Source organism: Leifsonia sp. NPDC102414 (assembly GCF_044765685.1).
Taxonomy (GTDB): Bacteria; Actinomycetota; Actinomycetes; order Actinomycetales; family Microbacteriaceae; genus Leifsonia.
This window is the reverse complement of the sequence record NZ_JBIWKN010000001.1, coordinates 857,889-876,694: the sequence shown is the minus strand read 5'-3', so window position 1 is coordinate 876,694 and position 18,806 is coordinate 857,889. Positions and strand designations below refer to the sequence as shown.

The window sequence follows — 18,806 nt, the reverse complement described above, 5'->3', positions numbered from 1 at the left end:
TAGGCCCGCCGGTCACCGTTAGACTTGTGGCCCGTGACCTCACTGACTCCTCCGAGCCCGCCGGCCGCCGTTTTCTGGGACATGGACGGCACCCTCGTCGACACCGAACCGTACTGGATGGCCTCCGAAGTGGAGCTCGTCTCCTCCTTCGGCGGCGTCTGGACCCACGAGGACGGCCTCCAGCTCGTCGGCCTCGGGCTCTGGAACTCCGCAGAGATCCTCCGTGCGCACGGCGTCGACCTCAGCGCGGACGAGATCGTGCAGTGGCTCACGAACCGGGTGCAGCAGAAGCTCGACACGGACGGCGTTCCGTGGCGGCCAGGGGCGCGCGAGCTGCTCGCCGACCTGCGTGAGCGCGGTATCCCGACCGCCTTGGTCACCATGTCGGTGCGCAGGATGGCGGAGCAGATCGTCGCGAAGATCCCGTTCGATGCGTTCGACGTGATCGTCAGCGGCGACGAGGTGACGGAGGCCAAGCCGCATCCGGAGCCGTACCTTCGCGCTGCGGAACTGCTGGGCGTCGACCCTGTGGATGCTGTCGCCATCGAGGACTCGCTGGTCGGCCTCGCCTCCGCGGTCGCCTCCGGAGCGGCCACCATCGGCGTTCCGCACATCGTCGCGCTCCCGGAGAGCGCAGAGCACACGTTGTGGGAGTCTCTCTCCGGCAAGACAGCGGACGACATCGCCGCCGTCGCAGCGAAGGGAGCGCTCCTGTGAGCGACCAGCAGGCTGGACAGCAGCCCTACACGCCGCAGCCTCAGAACAGCGGCCCGTTCCGCGCAGGCGACCGCGTGCAGCTCACCGGCCCGAAGGGCAAGCTGAACACCATCACGCTCGAGCCTGGCAAGGTGTTCCACACCCATCGCGGCATCCTGGAGCACGACGCGATCATCGGCCTCCCAGACGGGTCCGTCGTCTCGAACAACGTGGGCGTCGAGCACCTGGCGCTCCGCCCGCTGCTCAGCGACTTCGTGATGTCGATGCCGCGCGGCGCCGCGATCATCTACCCGAAGGACGCGGCGCAGATCCTGTCGCTCGCCGACATCTTCCCCGGAGCGAACGTGGTCGAGGCCGGCGTCGGCTCCGGAGCGCTCTCGCTCTGGCTGCTGCGCGCCATCGGTCCGGCAGGCACGCTGCGCTCGTTCGAGCGCAGGGACGAGTTCGCCGACGTTGCGCGAGCGAACGCCGCGACCTTCCTCGGTCACGACCCGGAGAACTGGACCGTCACGGTCGGCGACCTGCAGGATGCGCTCCCCGAGGCCGTCGAGGAGCAGAGCGTCGACCGCGTCGTGCTCGACATGCTCGCGCCGTGGGAGTGCCTCGACGAGGTCACGGCCGCGCTCAAGCCCGGCGGCGTGCTGCTCTGCTACATCGCCACGGTGACGCAGCTCTCGCGGGTCGCGGAAGCGATCCGCGCCTCCGGCGACTACACCCACCCGCAGTCGAGCGAGACGATGGTCCGCGGCTGGCACGTCGAGGGTCTCGCCGTTCGTCCAGACCACCGGATGATCGGTCACACCGGATTCCTCATCACCGCCCGCCGCCTTGCGCCGGGTTCCGTGCTGCCCGAACTGAAGCGCCGGCCGTCGAAGAGCGACTACAGCGACGACGACGTCGAGGCCTGGACGCCAGGCGCGCTCGGCGAGCGGCAGTCCAGCCCGAAGAGCCTGCGCAAGCGGGTGCGGGCGGCGGCAGCGAGCGCCGAGCTGTCGAAGGCGCGGACCGCCGAGGCCGCAGCGGCGGACGACGCGGCGCACGAGGACGACCCCACCATCAACTAGCATGGGGAGCCGGAGACCTCCGTGTCATCCGACAACCCCACCGATCGCACCGAAAGAGGACTCGTGCGCAGAGCTACCGCACTCGTCGTAGCAGCAGGACTGCTGGCCGTCACGCTGACGGGATGCTCGTCAGACCCGAACGCGAACTGCGACACCGCGCTGAAGTCGGGCACAGCATCGAACCTCATCACGGCGACGGGGGCGGTCGGTTCGAAGCCGAAGATCAGCTTCCCGACGCCGATCGACACCACGACCTCGCAGGCGACGACGCTCGTCACCGGCAAGGGCGACAAGGTCCAGAAGGGCCAGATGGTCGAGATCCAGTACACGCTGCTGGACGGCGAGTCCGGTTCGACGATCGGGCAGAGCTCTTTCGCGAAGAGCCAGCCGACCCTCATTCCGGTCGGGAAGAGCGGCGTCCCTGGCATCGACAAGGGCCTGCAGTGCGCCACCGTCGGCTCCCGCGTGGCGATCGCCATCGCGCCGAAGGACAGCGGGCAGGACGGCACCACCAGCTCGGGCGTCGCCGTCATCGACGTCGTCGGCTCCTTCCTGCCGAGGGCGAACGGCGCTGTGCGTCCGTCCGTCTCCGGTTTCCCGACCGTCGTGCTCGCCCCGACCGGGCAGTCCGGCATCACCATCCCGTCCGGTGGGGCCCCGACGAAGGTCCGCAGTGAGACGCTCAAGGCGGGCGACGGGGCAACGGTCAAGAGCGACAGCTCTGTCGTGCTGCACTACACGATGGTCGGCTGGGAGAACAAGAACCTCGTCTACAGCACCTGGAACTCCGGCGCGCCGGACCTCGTGCTGATGAAGACCGGCCAGAGCAACGCCAACCAGGTGCTGCCGCAGGCGATGCTCAAGGAGCTGGTCGGCGCGAAGGTCGGTTCGCAGCTCGTGATCGAGACGCCGGCGGACTCCAGCGTTCCCGCCGGAGCGTGGGTCGTCGACGTTCTCGGGGTCCTGTAGCCGATTAGGATGGACGGGTGCCTCCGTCCTCGTCCTCGCCTTCCCGTGTGCCGGTCGAAGAGCGCCTGTTCAGCCTGGTGCTCGCGCTGCTCGCGACTGAGACGGGCCTGACCAAGAACGAGATCCTGTCCACGGTCCAGGGCTATCGTCAGCGCTACGTCGGTCATGGAGACAACAGCAGTCTCGAGCGGCAGTTCGAGCGCGACAAAGACGATATCCGCGAACTCGGCGTGCCGCTGGAGACGGTCGAGTCTCCCGGCGATTCCGGCAACAATCAGCTCCTGCGCTATCGCATTCCCAAAGGGGCATACGACCTTCCTGCCGACGTGGTGTTCTCCCCGGAGGAGATCACGCTGCTCGGTCTGGCCGCCACGGTCTGGAAGGAGGGATCGCTCTCCGGCGAGTCCCGCAGGGCCCTGATGAAGCTGCGCTCGCTCGGCGTCGAGGCCAATGACCCGATCGTCGGTTACGCGCCGCGGCTGCGCGCGCGAGAGAGCGCGTTCGAGCCGCTGAACCAGGCGCTCGAACGCAACGCCATCGTTCAGTTCCCCTACCTCAAGCCGGGGGAGAGCGCGTCCAGGATCAGGACGGTCGCGCCACTCGCCATCGTGCAGCACCAGGGCCGCTGGCACCTGCAGGGCATCGACCAGGACGCGCACGGCTCTCGCACGTTCCTGCTGTCGCGGATGGTCGGCCCCGTCAAGGTCACGGCGCGCACATTCGTGCCGGACGGCTCCGACTTCGCGGCGAAAGCCCTCGCCGACCTCGAACGGATCTGGGCGGACAACGTGGCGACCATCGAGGTGACGGCCGGCACGGACGCGGCGACGCGTCTCGGCAAGCGCTACGGAGACGCGGTGCCTGTCGCAGGCGACGGAGAGTCGTTCCGGCTCACGGTCAACTACTCCGACATCAACATCGTCGCCGACCAGCTGGCGAGCTTCGGTCCCGAGGTGCTCGTGCTGGCGCCCGAGGTGCTGCGCCAGGCGGTCCGCGACCGCCTGGCGGCCACGGCGGCCGCCCACGAGGGGAGCGATCGTGGCTGAGCGCCGCAAGCAGCCGATGCAGGCGCAGGATAAGCTCGCCTTCCTCCTGGCGCTCGTGCCGTACCTGATGGACAGGGACAGGGTCAGCGTCGCAGAGGCGGCGGAGCACTTCGGCGTCGACGCTTCCCAGCTGCGGGATGCGGTGCGACTGATCGCCGTCTCCGGCATCCCCGGCGAAACCAACCAGTACCAGCCGGGCGACCTGTTCGACATCGCCTGGGACGACTTCGAGGACAACGATCAGATCGTCCTCACCCACCAGGTCGCCATCGACGACTCGCCGCGCTTCTCGGCCAGGGAGGCGGCCGCGCTCATCGCGGGACTGCAGTACCTGTCGGCGCTCCCGGAGAACGCCGATCGCGACGTGATCGGCTCCCTGATGGCGAAGCTCGCGCGCGGCGCGTCCGCCGCGCCGAGCCAGGTCGCGGTCGCCGGCTCAGCGACCGACGCCACCCTCGCCACGATCAGGGATGCGGTGGCGAGCGGCACGCAGCTCGACTTCGACTACCTCAACTCGCGCGGTGAGCGGGAACGGCGCCGCGTCGACCCGCTGCGCATCGAGTCGATCGACCAGGACTGGTATCTGCGCGGCTGGGATCACCTGCGCACCGCCATCCGCACCTTCCGCCTCGACCGCATCGACGACCTCCGCGCGACGGACGAGCCGATCACCTACCGCCCGGGTGACGTCACCCTGCCGGAGACGCTGTTCGAGGGAACACCGGACGATCTGCTGGTGACCATCGAGGTGTCCGCGTCCGCCGTTCCGCTGGTCGAGGACTACATCCCGGACGGGGCGCCCAGGCAGGAACACGACGGCGTCGTGCGCACGAGCGTGCGCGTGGCCCACTTCCACGGGCTGAAGCGGCTGGTCGCCGGCCTGTCCGGCGTCCTCACCGTCCTCGACCCTCCCGAGGCCCGCGCGGTCGTCGCGGCCTGGGCCACCGCCGGAGCGGATCGCTACCGGGCGGATGGCAACCGGTAGGTAGGCTGGGGTCATGCCGTGGTGGTCGTGGGTGGTGATCTGGGTCGTGCTGGTGCTCGGCCTGCTCGGGATGCTCGCGTTCTTCGCCGTCCACCTGTTCCGCAAGCTCATGGCCGCCGGCAGGGAGGCGTCTGCGCTGATCGAGAAGACCGAGGTGCTGAGCCGTCGCGTCGACGACCTGAACGAGGCCGTCTTCCACCCCGCGGTGCTCGCCGATGTCTCCGTGTTACGCGACGAACGCGAGCAGGCGAGGGCGGACAAGGCGGTTGCGAGGCAACTTCGCAGGGATGCGAGGGTGAGACGCGGTAAACTACTGGTCAATGCCGATCCACGTCGGTACACATACTTGATCAAAAGGGATTGACTCATGCTCGGCGGCCTGACCGGATGGCACCTGCTCATCATCCTCGCAGTGATCCTGCTGCTCTTCGGCGCGCCGAAGCTTCCTGCCCTCGCCAAGAGCATCGGCCAGTCGATGCGCATCTTCAAGGGCGAGGTCAACGAGATGAAGAAGGACGGCGACAAGCCGGACGCTTCGTCGCAGACGCCGGCTGACGGCGGCACCACCGCCTCGCCTGAGACGCACACGAAACCGTAGTCGGTGGCCTCCACCAAGCGAGGCAAGAACCGCGAAGGACGGATGACGCTCGCCGAGCATTTCGTCGAGCTTCGCAAACGCCTCTACCGCTCTGCCATCGCGCTGCTCGTCGGCGCCGTCGCCGGCTGGTTCCTGTCCGGCTACCTGCTGGATGCGATGCGTGTCCCGATCACGCAGATCGCCACCCAGCAGGGCCGCGTCGCGACGCTGAACTACGACAGCATCACCGGCGCGTTCGACCTGAAGATGCAGATCGCGATCACGATCGGCGTGATCATCTCCAGCCCGGTCTGGCTCTACCAGATCTGGTCGTTCTTCGTCCCCGCTCTGAGCCGCAAAGAGCTCAAGTACGGTCTTGGCTTCTTCTTCACCGCCGTGCCGCTGTTCCTCATCGGCGCCTACGTCGGCTGGCTGCTCGTTCCGCACATCGTCTCGTTGCTCACGAGCTTCGCGCCGTCGGACGACTCCGCGATCATCTCCGCGAAGACCTACTTCGACTTCATCCTGAAGCTGTCGCTGGCGGTCGGGGTGGCGTTCGTACTCCCGGTGTTCCTGGTGCTCCTGAACTTCGTCGGGGTGCTGAGCGCATCCTCGATCATCAAGTCGTGGCGCTGGGCGATCATCCTCATCGCCCTGTTCACGGCCATCGCCACTCCCGCGGCGGATGTGCTCTCGATGTTCCTGCTCGCCGTGCCCATGGTGGTGCTGTATCTGGCGGCCTGGGGCGTGGCCTGGCTGCACGATCGCCGGGCGGCCAAGGTCGCGTCGCGCCTGGAGGCGGAACTGGCCGCATAGCGGGGGCGCGCGGCATAGGCTTGGGCGTGTGACCGATCAGCTGTCCCCGGCCGAACGCTATGCGGCGTCGCGCACGCGCACGCGTCAACCGCTCGTCGAAGCATTCCGCGAACGGCTCAGGTTCGACCTCGACCCGTTCCAGCGTGAGGCGTGTGCGAGCCTGGAGGCTGGCAGAAGCGTGCTCGTGGCCGCCCCGACCGGAGCAGGCAAGACGATCGTGGCCGAGTTCGCCGTGTTCCTGGCGATGCGCGAGGCGAACGCCAAGGTCTTCTACACCGCGCCGATGAAGGCGCTCAGCAACCAGAAGTTCCAGGAGCTGGTCGAGGAGTACGGTCCGGAGTCCGTCGGCCTGCTGACCGGAGACACCAACATCAACTCGCACGCCCGCATCGTCGTGATGACGACCGAGGTGCTGCGCAACATGCTCTACGCGGACTCCGACCTGCTCGCCGACCTCGCATACGTGGTGATGGACGAGGTGCACTACCTCGCCGACCGGTTCCGCGGCGCCGTGTGGGAGGAGGTCATCATCCACCTGCCCCAGGCGGTGCGGATGGTCTCGCTGAGCGCCACGGTGTCGAACGCGGAGGAGTTCGGCGACTGGCTGCAGGCGGTGCGCGGCGACACGGACGTGATCGTGTCTGAGGAGCGTCCCGTTCCCCTGGAGCAGCACATCCTGATGCGGTCGAAGCTGATCGACCTGTTCGACTCGTCCGGCCTCGCCGCGACCAACCGGGTGAACCCCGAGCTGGTGCAGATGGCGCGCTACGGCGGACGGGTGCTGAGCAGCAGGCAGATGCGCGACGTCGGCCGCTACCACTCCCGCGGCGGCCGCCCTGACACCTACCGGATGGACAGGGCCGACCTGGTCAAGCTGCTCGGCGAGCACAACCTGCTCCCTGCCATCTTCTTCATCTTCAGCCGCAACGGATGCGATCAGGCCGTGCGCCAGACCCTCCGCTCCGGCGTGAAGCTCACAGAGGCGCACGAGCGCGACGAGATCCGGGCGATCGTCGAGGAGCGCTGCAGGACCCTGCTGGACGAGGATCTGGCCGTTCTCGGCTACTGGGAGTGGCTGGAGGGGCTGGAGCGCGGCGTCGCAGCGCACCACGCCGGGATGCTTCCCGCATTCAAGGAGGTCGTGGAGGAGCTGTTCCGGCGCAAGCTGGTCAAGGTCGTGTTCGCCACGGAGACCCTCGCGCTCGGCATCAACATGCCGGCCCGAACGGTGGTCTTGGAGAAGCTGGAGAAGTTCAACGGCGAGGCGCGCGTGCCGATCACGCCGGGGGAGTACACCCAGCTCACCGGCCGCGCCGGCCGCCGCGGCATCGATGTGGAGGGGCACTCGGTCATCCAGTGGCAGGACGGCCTCGACCCGCAGGCCGTCGCTTCGCTCGCCTCCCGGCGCAGCTACCCCCTCAACTCCAGCTTCCGGCCGACGTACAACATGGCCGTCAATCTCATCGACCAGTTCGGACGCGAGCGCACCAGGGAGATCCTGGAGTCGTCCTTCGCGCAGTTCCAGGCCGACCGTGCCGTGGTCGACCTGGCGCGCAAGGTGCGACAGCAGGAGGAGTCGCTCGCCGGGTACGAGAAGGCGATGACCTGCCACCTGGGCGACTTCCGCGAGTACTCCGGCATCCGGCGGGAGCTGAGCGACCTGGAGCGCAAGGGCGCGTCGATGGAGCACGCCTCCCGCGCCGACCGCGACAAGCGGCAGCGCAGGCTCACCGCGCTGCGCAAGCGGATGAAGGAGCACCCCTGTCACCGCTGCCCTGACAGGGAGAAGCACGCGCGCTGGGCGGAGCGCTGGTGGAAGCTGAAGCGCGAGACGGACGCGCTGAGCGCGCAGATCCGGTCGAGGACCGGAGCTGTGGCCAAGGTGTTCGACCGCGTCTCCGACGTGCTCCTGGAGCTCGGCTACCTGACCCGCGAGGACGACGTCACGGCCCTCACCGTGCACGGCCGGACCCTGAAGCGCATCTACGGCGAACGCGACCTGCTCGTGGCCGAGTGCCTGCGCAGGAACATCTGGAACCAGCTGGATGCGCCGAGCCTCGCCGCGATGGCGTGCGCGCTGGTGTTCGAGCCGCGCCGCGACGAAGGGCTCGCGCACGAGCGCTCCCTCCCGCGCGGTGCGTTCCGGCCCGCGCTGGACAAGACCATCGACATCTGGAGCCGTCTCGACGACCTGGAGAGGGAGAACCGGCTGGCGGGCAGCGAGCCGCCGTCGACCAGTCTCGCGATGGCGATGCACGCCTGGGCGAAGGGCACCAGCTTGAACACGGTGCTGCAGGAGGCGGACATGGCAGCCGGCGACTTCGTGCGCTGGACGAAGCAGACCATCGACTTGCTCGACCAGCTCTCTCTCGTGGCCCAGGGGCCGGTCGGGCGCACGGCACGGCAGGCACTCGACTCGATCAGGCGCGGCATCGTTGCTTACTCATCCGTCGCCTAGCATTTCTGCGGCGAACGCCGAACGGCGTCCTCTAAGCTCTCCACTCGTGACCCCCACCCCGCGCGCCGTGCTGCCCCTCTGGCTCGCACTCCTCCTCGCGGCGGGGGCTGGGCCCGTGCTGGATGCGGGATTCCCAGACCGCAGCTGGTGGCCGCTCACTTTCGTCGGCATCGCGATGGTGCTGCTCGCGGTGCGCGGACGACGCGCCGGGTCCGCCTTCCTGGTCGCCTGGCTGGCTGGAGAGTCGTTCTTTCTGTTCCACGTGGCCTGGACGGCGCTGTACCTTGGGCCGCTGCCGTGGGTGGCGCTGTCCACTCTGGAGGCGATCTTCTACGGCCTGGGCGGGATGCTCATCGCTCTCGCGTATCGCTGGGTGCCGCGCGCCTGGCCGACCAGACTCGGCCGCCTCGGGCTGCTGCCGGTGATCGTCGGCGGCCTGTGGACGCTGCGCGAGTACGTGTCCGGCAACTGGCCGTATGGCGGGTTCTCCTGGGGAAGGGTCGCCGAGTCGCAGTCGGAGAGCCCGCTCGCGCCGCTGGCGGCGTGGCTGGGCATCTCCGGGCTGAGCTTCGTGATGGTGTGGCTGGTCGCGCTGCTGATCCAGGTGTGCGTGGAGGTGGACCTGCGCGGCGCGTGGCGTGCATCCATCGCGGTGGGCGCGATCGCCGTCGTGCTCGTCGTTCCTGCCTGGCCGGCGACGACGCACGGAACGACCAGGATCGCTGCCGTGCAGGGCAACGGCCCTGCCGGCTACTTCGACAACGCGCCACCGGATGCGGTGCTCAACTCGCAGATCGCCGAGACGGAGAAGATCGAGGACGAGAAGGCCGACATGGTCGTCTGGCCGGAGGGAGCTGCCCAGCCGGACCCGACGCGCGATCCGCAGACGGCGGCCATCCTGGATGCGCTCAGCAAGCGGATGGACGCCCCGTTCATCGTCGGCACGATCACCGCCCGCGACGGCAAGTTCTTCAACACCTCGCTGCTCTGGAAGAGCGGCCAGGGTGCGGTCGACTACTACGACAAGAAGCATCCGGTGCCGTTCGGCGAGTATGTGCCGGACCGGGCGTTCTGGCGGCCGTTCGCGCCCGACCTGATCGACCTGATCGGCCGCGACTACACGCCGGGCACCAGAGACAACGTGTTCGACGTGAACGGCGTGCGCGCCGGCATCTCGATCTGCTTCGACATCGTCGACGACCAGCTGCTCACCGACATGATGCAGGGCGGCGCACAGGTCATCCTCGCCCAGACGAACAACGCCGACTTCGGGCAGACGGACGAGAACGAGCAGCAGCTCGCCATCGCCAGACTGCGGGCGATCGAGTCCGGCCGCTCACTGGTGAACATCTCCACGGTCGGGAGCAGCCAGATCATCGGCCCGAGCGGGCGCACGATCGCGGAGATCCCGCCGTTCAAGCCGGGCCACATGGTCGCGGACGTGCCGCTCGGCACGACCACCACGCCCGCGACGCTGCTCAGCCGGGGCATCGAGTTCCTCGTCGCCGGGCTCGGCCTCTTCGGCCTCCTCGTCGCCTTCGGAGCGCAGAGAAAAGGCCGCCCTCACCGGTGAGGTGAGAACGGCCTGGCGTGACGTGGCGGTCAGGCGCCGATCTTGTGCTCGCCCGTGCCGCGGCGAGAGCGCAGGTAGGTGAGCCGCTCCTCCAGGAGCTCCTCGAGTTCGTCGCGGGTGCGACGTTCGAGCAGCATGTCCCAGTGGCTGCGGGGCACCTTCACGTCCGAGCGGTCGACCTCGACGGGGGTGTCGCCGACCAGCAGGGTGGCCTCGTGGCCGCAGTGCTTGCACTCCCAGGTCTGGGGTGCATCGGCCTCGGCGGAGAAGACCATGTCGGTCTCCTTACCGCATTCGGGGCAAAGGTAAATGTAACGGGAACGCGGGGAGTACACGACGCCTTCTTCGCTCTGTAAGCTCTGGGCGCCAAGCCTCATTCCGCGCAAACTGCGATCTGCCATTGTGTGGTTCTCCTCTGTGCGCGCGTACTGCACAGTTATAAACCCACAAGCTGGGGGTTCTCTTTCCGTCGAGGACGTACTCTCAGGGCCCTCTCAGGTCAGATTCGTGCGTCGACCAGCGCTTTCAGTGCATCGCAGCGGTCCGTGACCAGCCCGTCGACTCCGAGATCCAGTAGGCGTGTCATGTCCGCCGGATCGTTCACCGTCCAGACGTGCACCTCCACCCCGGCGGCGTGCAGGATGCGCACGGTGCGCCGCGAAACGAGTCGCACGCCGCTCTGCCGCTCTGGGACCTGCACGGCCACGAGACCGCGGAGCGCGCGGCGCACGGCGGAGACGGAACCGGCCTTCGCCGCCGCGATGGCGGGGAGGAACCGGCTGACAGAGGCGGAGCTGGCGACGCCGGGGAGTGCATCCACAGCTGCCCTCCTGCGCTTCTCGTCGAAGCTCGTGATGAGCACGCGATCGGTCGCCCTGGCCTTGAGGATCGCAGCCGCCGCCGGGGCAGCGGACGCCGTGTCCTTGATGTCGATGTTGAACCGCGCCTGAGGGAAGGCGTCGAGCGCCTCCGTGAGCGAGCAGAACGTCTGGCCGTCGCCCAGCTGGATGCGCCGCAGCTCGGCCATCGTCAGCTGATCGACGCGCACGGAACGCCCTGCTACCCGCGTCAGATCCGGGTCGTGGCTGATCACGGCGACGCCGTCCGCGCTCGCGTGCACATCCGTCTCGAGGTGCGTCGCTCCGGCGTTCAGTGCGCGCAGGAACGCGAGGAGGGTGTTCTCCGGGGCCTCGATGGCGAGGCCCCGGTGGGCGATGATCCGGGGGAGAGGACCGCTCAGGTACGTCACGCCGGTGGAGTCTGCTCTCCGGGCGGCTCCTCTGCGGTCGGAGCGCTGTCGTCCCGCACGTCGGGAATGTCCACCTCGGGGATGTCCACCTCGGGGATCCCGGCGTCGGGGATGCCGACGCCCGGTGCGCCCGGCGCTGCCTGGGCTGCGGCGGCGGCTGCCGCCTCCAGCGCAGCGGCGACCTCGGCATGTGCGTCCTCGGCGGCCGCTGCAGCTTCGGCCTGGGCGGCCTCCGCTGCTTCGGCGACGGCGGGATCGGGGATCGCAGGGGAGCCGGGCACGCCGGGGATCCCCTTGTCTCCGAACGCCTTCCCGATGCCCTGCAGCGCCTGCGTGAGCTCGCTCGGGATGATCCACAGCTTGTTCGCCGGACCCTCCGCCAGCTTCGGCAGCGTCTGCAGGTACTGGTACGCCAGCAGCATGTTGTCCGGGTTCCCCTGATGGATGGCGCCGAAGACCGTCGTGATCGCCTTCGCCTCGCCCTCCGCTCGGAGCACCGCGGCCTTCGCGTCACCCTCGGCCTTGAGGATGGCGGCCTGCCGCATTCCCTCCGCGTTGAGGATCTCGGACTGCTTCGTGCCCTCTGCGGTGAGGATGACCGCTCGGCGGTCACGCTCTGCGCGCATCTGCTTCTCCATCGAGTCCTGGATGGAGAGGGGCGGGTCGATCGCCTTCAGCTCGACGCGCGACACTCGGATGCCCCACTTGCCGGTGGCTTCGTCGAGCACGATGCGGAGCTGGCCGTTGATGTTGTCTCGGCTGGTGAGCGCCTCTTCGAGGTTGAGGCCGCCGACCACGTTACGGAGCGTCGTGGTGGTGAGCTGCTCGACCGCGCCGAGGTAGTTGGCGATCTCGTAGGTGGCGGCCCGCGCATCCGTCACCTGGAAGTAGACGACCGTGTCGATCGACACGACCAGATTGTCCTCGGTGATGACCGGCTGCGGCGGAAACGACACCACCTGCTCCCGCATGTCGAGGAGCGGCCGCACCTTGTCGACGAACGGCACCACCACGTTGAGTCCTGGGTTCAGGGTCTTGTGGTACTTGCCCAGGCGCTCCACCACACCGGCGCGTGCCTGCGGGATGATGCGGATCGCCCGGAACAGTGTGACCAGGACGAAGACCACGATGATGACGATGATGACCGTCACCACGATTCCCACGACCAATTGGCTGGCGTCTGTCACGACGCGCTCCTTTCTGTGAAGTCGTCAGCGCCCGCCGAGACAGGGGCGGGCGCCACGACGGCGGTCGCCCCCTCGATCGAGACGACGACGACGTGCTCGCCGGGGACCAGCTGCGGCGGTCCTGACGTGAGGCCGGTCGCGAGGCGCGCCGTCCAGGTCTCTCCGACCGCCAGCTTGACCTGGCCGGTCGTGCGCGAGACGGTGTCGACGACGGTGCCGGACATGCCGATCAGCGCATCCACATTGCTCTTCGCCGGATCGCCGCCGCGTTTGAGCGCGTGCAGGAGAGGGGGCCGGATGAAGAAGATGAGGATGACCGAGAGTGCGGCGGCGATGAGGAGCTGCAGCCACCACGGCGCGCCGACCAGGCCGGAGACGAGACCGCCGACGCTTCCGACGGCGATCATCAGGAAGACGAAGTCGAGCGTCAGCATCTCGATGATGATGAACACGAGGATGAGGACGAGCCAGACGATCCAGGCGAAGGATGCGATGTCCACGGCGACTCCCTTCACTGTCGTACTCCGACCGTAGCAGGTGGCGAACCGGCGGCGCGGAACCCACTTGGTAGTCTCAGGGACGAGAAACCCATCTTTCTAGGAGTCTTCGTGTCCAACCCTCTCGCAGCTGGTTCCCTCGCAGGGAAGCGCGCGCTCATCACCGGTTCGTCTCGCGGAATCGGTGCAGACACTGCCCAGTACCTCGCCGCCGCCGGTGCCAGTGTCGTCATCAACTTCCGCAACAAGGAGGCCCGCGCCGTCAAGCTCGCGGACAGCATCAGGGAGGCGGGAGGCACGGCGATCACGGTCGGCGCCGACCTCACCGATCCCGCGTCCGTCGCCGGGATGTTCGACACCGTCCGCTCCGAGTGGGGCGGCCTCGACATCCTGGTGCTGAACGCCTCAGGCGGCATGGAGTCCGGCATGGCGGAGGACTACGCGATGCAGCTGAACCGCGACGCGCAGGTCAACACGCTGACCGCCGCGCTTCCGCTGCTCGACGCCGGGTCGCGCGTCGTGTTCGTGACGAGCCACCAGGCACACTTCATCAACACCACGCCGACGATGCCGGAGTACGAGGCCGTCGCCATCAGCAAGCGCGCCGGAGAGGACGCCCTGCGCGCGCTCATCCCGGCGCTGACCGAGAAGGGCGTCGAGTTCGTCGTCGTTTCCGGCGACATGATCGAGGGCACCATCACGGCGACCCTGCTCAACCGGCTGAACCCCGGCGCGATCGACGCGCGCAAGGAGGCGGCAGGCAAGCTCTACAACGTGAGCGAGTTCGCTGCCGAGATCGCGCAGGCGGTGGTCGACCCCATCCCGGCCGATCACACGCGCCTGGTCGGCGACGTCTCCGACTTCGTGCCGGTCGCCGAATGAAGGCCGCCGACCTCGGGCTGCTGACGGGCGTCTCGACGCCCACCGTGCATCCGGGCGGAACGCGCGCCGTTGTGTCGGTCACGCATCCGTCGCTGGAGGCCGACGCGACGGTCGGTCAGCTCTGGACCGTGCCGCTCACCGGGCACGCAGCTCCCAAGCGGTTCACCCGCGGCTTCCGCGACACCGCTCCGCGGTTCTCGCCGGACGGACGGCTGATCGCGTTCCTGCGTTCCGCTCCGAAGGCCGCCCCGCAGCTCTACGTGGTGGATGCGGCGGGAGGAGAGCCCGTGCAGGTCACGGACAGGAAGCTCGGCGTGTCCGAGTTCGCCTGGGCTCCGGATGCGCGCTCGCTGGCGTTCGTCAGCCGCGAGCCGGAGCAGGGTCGCTACGGCACCGTGGACGGGCTGGAGGCGAACGCCGAGCCGCCTCGCCACATCCGCACTCTGAAATATCAGGCAAACGGCCTCGGATACACGAACGACCGTCGCGCACACGTGTTCAGCGTCCCTGTGCCGGACGTGTGGGGCGAGCCGGCGCCGAAGGCGGCGCCGGAGACCGACGGGACCACCGCATCCACCCCGCTGGTCGAGGAGCCCCGGCAGGTGACGACGGGGGACTGGGACGACGGCTCCATCGCGTTCTCGCCGGACGGCGCGACGATCGCGTTCGTCTCCGCCCGCCACGACAGCCGCGACGACGACCTGCGCTCCAGCGTGTTCCTGCTCGCTGCTGACGGATCGGGCGACCCGCGCGACGTCACGTCGGAGCACGGCAGCTTCTCCATCGTCGACCTGGTGTACGGCCTGAACGGCGTGCTCTACTTCTCTGCGCAGGACGTGGGGGAGAGCGGCAGGGACTTCGTCGGCCGCAACACCGCGCTCTACGCCATCGACCAGCAGGGCGATGCGCCGAGGCGCCTCACCGACCCGGAGACGGTCGACCTCACCGAGAGTGCCATCGTGGCATACCAGGACGACTCCGTACTGGTGACCGACCGCAGCAGGGGAGCGCTCGTGCTCACGGCCGTGACGTCGAGCGGTGAGCTGCGCCGCCTGACCGATCCGGCGACCGTGGTCGGGGGAGTCGCCGTGGCCGGAGACGTGGTCGTGGCGTCGGTGGCGGACGCGGAGACGGCTGGCGAGGTCGCCATCGTTGGGGACGCAGGCGGGGACGGAGCACTGCGTAAGCTCACCGACTTCTCGGCTGAGCTGCGTTCGGCCGGGGTGCTCCCGATCCGGGAGCTGACCGTGACGGCGCGGGACGGCTATCCCGTGCACGGCTGGGTGGTCGCGCCGGAGGGGGATGGACTGCATCCCGTGCTGCTGAACATCCACGGAGGGCCGTTCGCGGCGTACACCGGCAGCCTGTTCGACGAGGCTCAGGTGTACGCGGCCGCCGGCTACGCGGTCGTGATGTGCAACCCGCGCGGCTCGGCCGGGTACGGCCAGGAGCACGGGCGCGTGATCCGCCAGGCGATGGGCACCGTGGACCTGACCGATGTGCTCGACTTCCTCGACGGGGCGCTCGCGGAGAACGCGAGCTTCGACGCCTCCAGGGTCGGCATCATGGGCGGGTCGTACGGCGGCTACCTCACGGCGTGGACCATTGCGCACGAGCACCGTTTCGCGGCAGCCATCGTGGAGCGCGGTTTCCTCGATCCGGAGGGGTTCGTCGGCACGAGCGACATCGGCAGCTTCTTCGGCGACGAGTACGTCGGCACCGATCCGGAGCTGATGCGGTCGCAGAGCCCGCAGGCGGTGGTCGGCGACGTCCGCACCCCGACGCTGGTGCTGCACTCGGCCAACGACCTGCGCTGCCCGCTCGGCCAGGCGGAGCGCTACTACGCTGCGCTCAAGCGCAACGGGGTGGATGCGGAGCTGCTCATCTTCCCAGGAGAGGACCACGAGCTGAGCCGCGGAGGGCGTCCTCGCCACCGCGCCCAGCGCTTCGATGCGATCCTCGACTGGTGGGCGCGGCACCTGCCGAGCGCGCAGAATCGCGGCTGAGCCGACCGGTACGGAGCCGTCCGGTACGGAGCCGTCCGGTACGGAACGGAACGACGAAGGGCCCCGCTCGCGCGGGGCCCTTCGCTGTGGGTGAACCGATCAGGCGGCGGCGGGCGCCGACGTGGCCGCGAGCACGTCCTTGCCGAACGTGAAGGCGCGGACGATGCCGATTATGCCGAGCACGATCAGCGCGATCGCGGCGAAGATCAGCAGGAACAGAGCTGACGACGCCGGGAGGAACAGCACAACGATGCCGGCCAGGATGCTGATGACGCCGAAGGTGATCGCCCAGCCGGACGACGCGGCCCGGCCTGCCTCCGCGATGGACATGATGCCCTCGATGATCCACGCGACGCCGACGAACGCGATGGCGAGGATCACGAGCGTCGCGGCGGCGACGGTCACGTTCTTGAGGGCGATGATGCCGGCGAAGACGAGCAGTGCGCCGAACACGATGTGCATCGCACGGATGCCGCCGGTGATCTCCTTGCTGAAGATGCCGATGGCCAGCCGCATGACGCCGGCGACGATGAAGTAGATCCCGAGGAAGAACGCGACCACGGCGAGCGTCTTCACCGGCCAGAACAGCAGAACGACGCCGAGGATGACCGCTACAGCGCCGCTGATGCCGAGGGCGGCGCGCACGCCGTTGATGGCGCCGCGGGTGAGGTCCGCAGCGTTGAGTGCGAACTCCTGGAACGGAGCTGAGGTGGAGCCTGGTGTCGACATGATGATCCCCTTGATCCTTCGGTGCCGCGTCATGCTGCGGCTCTGCTGCTGACCCTATCGCTCCGGCGGCGGCGCCCAGGGGTGTATGACGGCGTTTCTGTGCCGCAGCTGCCGCGGCGAACGGGGGATCGACGGAACGCGGGCGGTGCGGCCGGCCCGAACGATCGACGTTCCGGCGCCGATCACGGGTCGACGGCGGTGAGCGACGCGACGATCCGGGCGAGCCCCCATCGCCAGGCGCGCTCGACGTCGCCGCCGAGGCCGAACATCCCGCCGAGCTCCATGGTGATGAACCCGTTCGCCCACGCCGTGACGAGACGCGCACCCTCCAGGGCGTTTTCCGGCCCGGTGAGCGCAGCCACGGCGTCGAGCAGCGGGGCTGCGCTGCGCGCCACGGCCGTCGGCTCCGGCCGCGGCGTGCCGTGGGCGGCGAAGACGAGGCCGAAGCCCACGGGATGCTCGTGCGCGAACAGGCGAAGAGCATCCGCCTGCGCCATGAGCCGTCGGGTGGGATGCGGCTCGTCGCCCGTCGCGGCGATGCGATCGGTCAGGTCGTCGAGGGTGGCCGCGACGACGAGCGCCAGCAGCTCGCGCCGATCGCGAACCCGCTTGTACAGGGATGGGGCGCGCACTCCGACGCGCTGGGCGACCGCCTGCATGGTGAGACCGTCCAGACCGCTGCGCTCGATGAGTTCACGCCCCGCGGCCACGATCGCAGCGAGCGAGGTCTTCTCGGGGGTCGGCATGCTTGCATCTCCTCTCCATAGCTAACTAGCATAGCCATCATGGAACTCGCACCCGGTCTTCGCCGTATCGGCAACGACATCATCGCCGTCCATCTCATCGTGACCGACGACGGAATGACCCTCGTCGACACGGGGCTTCCCGGCCACTACAACGACCTGAAGAAGGAGCTCGCCGGCATGGGGCGTCCGCTGTCCGACATCAAGGGCATCGTCCTGACGCACGGGGACAGCGACCACACCGGCTTCGCCGAGCGCCTGCGTGAGGAGCTCGGCATCCCGGTCTATGTCGGTGCGGGCGATGCGGCACGGGCGATGGGGGAGAAGCCTCCTTCGCCGCCGAAGGATCGCCGCAGGCTCGGCCCGGTGCTCGGCTTCTTCGCGTACGCGATTCGCAAGGGCGGTGTGCGTATGCCCGCCGTCAAGGAGGTCGTGCCGGTCTCGGACGGCGAGGTTCTCGAGCTGCCGGGTGCGCCGGTGATCATTGCGATGCCCGGTCATTCGCCCGGGAGCGTCGCGATCCACGTTCCTGCGGTGCGGGCGGTGTTCGTGGGTGACGAGCTCACGACACGGAGCGTGCTGACCGGCGAGGCGGGACCGCAGCCTGCGCCGTTCACCGACGACCAGGCGGAATCGTCCGTCTCGCTCGAGAAGCTCGCCACCCTCGACGTCGACTTCGTGATCCCCGGCCACGGACCAGCGTGGACGAAAGGCGCACCGGCATTGGTCACGGCGTATCGAGAGGCCGAGAAGCGAGGCTAGGCGGACCAGGTCGACGGAAAGCACTCCGGTCGACTGGCCGGACCGGCGCTTGAAAGCCTCGCGTCTTACAGCTGATAATGCACATTATGTCAGAACACGTTTTGTGTGGCGTCCTCTCGATTCGCCCCGCCGCAGGAGCGAGCGTCACGTCACCGGTCCCCTGAACAGCGCGCATCGTTTACTCTGATGGCAGTCTCGGAACCTGACCGCGACGATCGGTTGCAGAGCGAGGAGAAACTCGATGGGCGTCGCATTCCCGGCGGACACCGTCTCGATTACGACCGCGAACGGTGACATCGTCATCCTGCGCATCTGCGATCTGTGCGGTGCCGCCGTCGTCGAAGCCGAGGGAACCGATCTCGCGTTCCACAAGCGCTGGCACCGGGCCACCGGCTCCGGCAACTGGGTCGACCCAGCGACCCGCCGCCTCCACGGTCCAGGGAACCCGCGCTTCTCGAGTGGGACGGCTGACTGAAGGCTACGCGCCCGCCACCGCATCCAGCTCGTACGGCAGCCGGTCGACGATCTCGCTCGCGAGGAACCCCA

20 protein-coding genes are annotated in these 18,806 nt (G+C 68.5%); 14 read left to right on the top strand and 6 right to left on the bottom strand.

From position 1 onward, the window contains the following. Window positions 1-33: 33 nt before the first annotated feature. From ACIRCZ_RS04205 to lnt, 10 genes are all read left to right on the top strand, one after another. Window positions 34-717: an HAD family phosphatase gene (locus tag ACIRCZ_RS04205; protein WP_268765802.1), complete on the top strand. Its 684-nt coding sequence runs from the start codon at window positions 34-36 to the stop codon at window positions 715-717. Next, window positions 714-1,781: a tRNA (adenine-N1)-methyltransferase gene (locus ACIRCZ_RS04200; RefSeq protein WP_402849957.1), complete on the top strand. Its 1,068-nt coding sequence runs from the start codon at window positions 714-716 to the stop codon at window positions 1,779-1,781. Before ACIRCZ_RS04205 ends, ACIRCZ_RS04200 begins: the two co-directional genes overlap by 4 nt. Window positions 1,782-1,844: 63 nt before the next feature. Beyond that, the gene (locus ACIRCZ_RS04195; protein WP_402849954.1) at window positions 1,845-2,750 is read left to right on the top strand and encodes an FKBP-type peptidyl-prolyl cis-trans isomerase; all 906 of its coding nucleotides are present in this window, start codon (window positions 1,845-1,847) and stop codon (window positions 2,748-2,750) included. A gap of 17 nt (window positions 2,751-2,767) precedes the next feature. Further along, complete coding sequence (locus tag ACIRCZ_RS04190) at window positions 2,768-3,796, top strand: helix-turn-helix transcriptional regulator (protein ID WP_402849951.1); 1,029 nt, start codon at window positions 2,768-2,770, stop codon at window positions 3,794-3,796. Continuing rightward, window positions 3,789-4,781: a helix-turn-helix transcriptional regulator gene (locus ACIRCZ_RS04185; RefSeq protein WP_402849948.1), complete on the top strand. Its 993-nt coding sequence runs from the start codon at window positions 3,789-3,791 to the stop codon at window positions 4,779-4,781. The genes ACIRCZ_RS04190 and ACIRCZ_RS04185 overlap by 8 nt, the downstream gene beginning before the upstream one ends. Window positions 4,782-4,794: 13 nt before the next feature. Further along, entirely contained in the window at window positions 4,795-5,145 is a 351-nt protein-coding gene (locus ACIRCZ_RS04180; protein ID WP_055893883.1) for a hypothetical protein, read from the top strand. 3 nt (window positions 5,146-5,148) lie between these two features. Beyond that, entirely contained in the window at window positions 5,149-5,379 is a 231-nt protein-coding gene (tatA, locus tag ACIRCZ_RS04175; RefSeq protein WP_055893882.1) for a Sec-independent protein translocase subunit TatA, read from the top strand. 42 nt (window positions 5,380-5,421) lie between these two features. Next, window positions 5,422-6,174 (top strand): twin-arginine translocase subunit TatC, encoded by a 753-nt coding sequence (gene tatC / locus ACIRCZ_RS04170; protein WP_055894475.1) that lies wholly within the window; start codon window positions 5,422-5,424, stop codon window positions 6,172-6,174. A gap of 28 nt (window positions 6,175-6,202) precedes the next feature. Beyond that, the gene (locus tag ACIRCZ_RS04165; RefSeq protein ID WP_055893879.1) at window positions 6,203-8,632 is read left to right on the top strand and encodes an RNA helicase; all 2,430 of its coding nucleotides are present in this window, start codon (window positions 6,203-6,205) and stop codon (window positions 8,630-8,632) included. Window positions 8,633-8,678: 46 nt separating this feature from the next. Next, entirely contained in the window at window positions 8,679-10,205 is a 1,527-nt protein-coding gene (gene lnt / locus ACIRCZ_RS04160; protein ID WP_402849941.1) for an apolipoprotein N-acyltransferase, read from the top strand. Window positions 10,206-10,234: 29 nt separating this feature from the next. Here lnt and ACIRCZ_RS04155 read toward each other — a convergent pair whose 3' ends face one another. The 4 genes from ACIRCZ_RS04155 to ACIRCZ_RS04140 all read right to left on the bottom strand — a co-directional run bounded on the left by ACIRCZ_RS04155 (window position 10,235) and on the right by ACIRCZ_RS04140 (window position 13,141). Further along, on the bottom strand, window positions 10,235-10,606 hold the full coding sequence (locus ACIRCZ_RS04155; protein WP_055894472.1) for an RNA polymerase-binding protein RbpA: 372 nt from the start codon (window positions 10,604-10,606) through the stop codon (window positions 10,235-10,237). A 98-nt stretch (window positions 10,607-10,704) separates the two neighbouring features. After that, the gene (locus tag ACIRCZ_RS04150) at window positions 10,705-11,454 is read right to left on the bottom strand and encodes a glycerophosphodiester phosphodiesterase family protein (protein ID WP_402849936.1); all 750 of its coding nucleotides are present in this window, start codon (window positions 11,452-11,454) and stop codon (window positions 10,705-10,707) included. After that, window positions 11,451-12,605: an SPFH domain-containing protein gene (locus ACIRCZ_RS04145; protein ID WP_402851649.1), complete on the bottom strand. Its 1,155-nt coding sequence runs from the start codon at window positions 12,603-12,605 to the stop codon at window positions 11,451-11,453. The genes ACIRCZ_RS04150 and ACIRCZ_RS04145 overlap by 4 nt, the downstream gene beginning before the upstream one ends. 32 nt (window positions 12,606-12,637) lie before the next feature. After that, window positions 12,638-13,141, bottom strand: coding sequence for an NfeD family protein (locus ACIRCZ_RS04140; RefSeq protein WP_055893874.1), 504 nt, complete (start codon window positions 13,139-13,141; stop codon window positions 12,638-12,640). A 108-nt stretch (window positions 13,142-13,249) separates the two neighbouring features. Here ACIRCZ_RS04140 and ACIRCZ_RS04135 point away from each other — a divergent pair, with 108 nt between their 5' ends. After that, complete coding sequence (locus ACIRCZ_RS04135; protein WP_055893872.1) at window positions 13,250-14,020, top strand: SDR family oxidoreductase; 771 nt, start codon at window positions 13,250-13,252, stop codon at window positions 14,018-14,020. After that, window positions 14,017-16,026, top strand: coding sequence for a S9 family peptidase (locus ACIRCZ_RS04130; RefSeq protein ID WP_402849932.1), 2,010 nt, complete (start codon window positions 14,017-14,019; stop codon window positions 16,024-16,026). The genes ACIRCZ_RS04135 and ACIRCZ_RS04130 overlap by 4 nt, the downstream gene beginning before the upstream one ends. A gap of 99 nt (window positions 16,027-16,125) precedes the next feature. Here ACIRCZ_RS04130 and ACIRCZ_RS04125 read toward each other — a convergent pair whose 3' ends face one another. Together ACIRCZ_RS04125 and ACIRCZ_RS04120 are read right to left on the bottom strand one after the other, a co-directional pair. Continuing rightward, window positions 16,126-16,755, bottom strand: a complete 630-nt coding sequence (locus tag ACIRCZ_RS04125) for an HdeD family acid-resistance protein (protein WP_402849929.1) — start codon at window positions 16,753-16,755, stop codon at window positions 16,126-16,128. Between the two features lie 182 nt (window positions 16,756-16,937). Beyond that, window positions 16,938-17,501, bottom strand: a complete 564-nt coding sequence (locus ACIRCZ_RS04120) for a TetR/AcrR family transcriptional regulator (RefSeq protein WP_402849926.1) — start codon at window positions 17,499-17,501, stop codon at window positions 16,938-16,940. 39 nt (window positions 17,502-17,540) lie between these two features. Here ACIRCZ_RS04120 and ACIRCZ_RS04115 point away from each other — a divergent pair, with 39 nt between their 5' ends. After that, window positions 17,541-18,260: an MBL fold metallo-hydrolase gene (locus ACIRCZ_RS04115; protein ID WP_402849923.1), complete on the top strand. Its 720-nt coding sequence runs from the start codon at window positions 17,541-17,543 to the stop codon at window positions 18,258-18,260. A gap of 241 nt (window positions 18,261-18,501) precedes the next feature. Beyond that, on the top strand, window positions 18,502-18,735 hold the full coding sequence (locus tag ACIRCZ_RS04110) for a hypothetical protein (RefSeq protein ID WP_055893862.1): 234 nt from the start codon (window positions 18,502-18,504) through the stop codon (window positions 18,733-18,735). Window positions 18,736-18,806 lie beyond the last annotated feature (71 nt).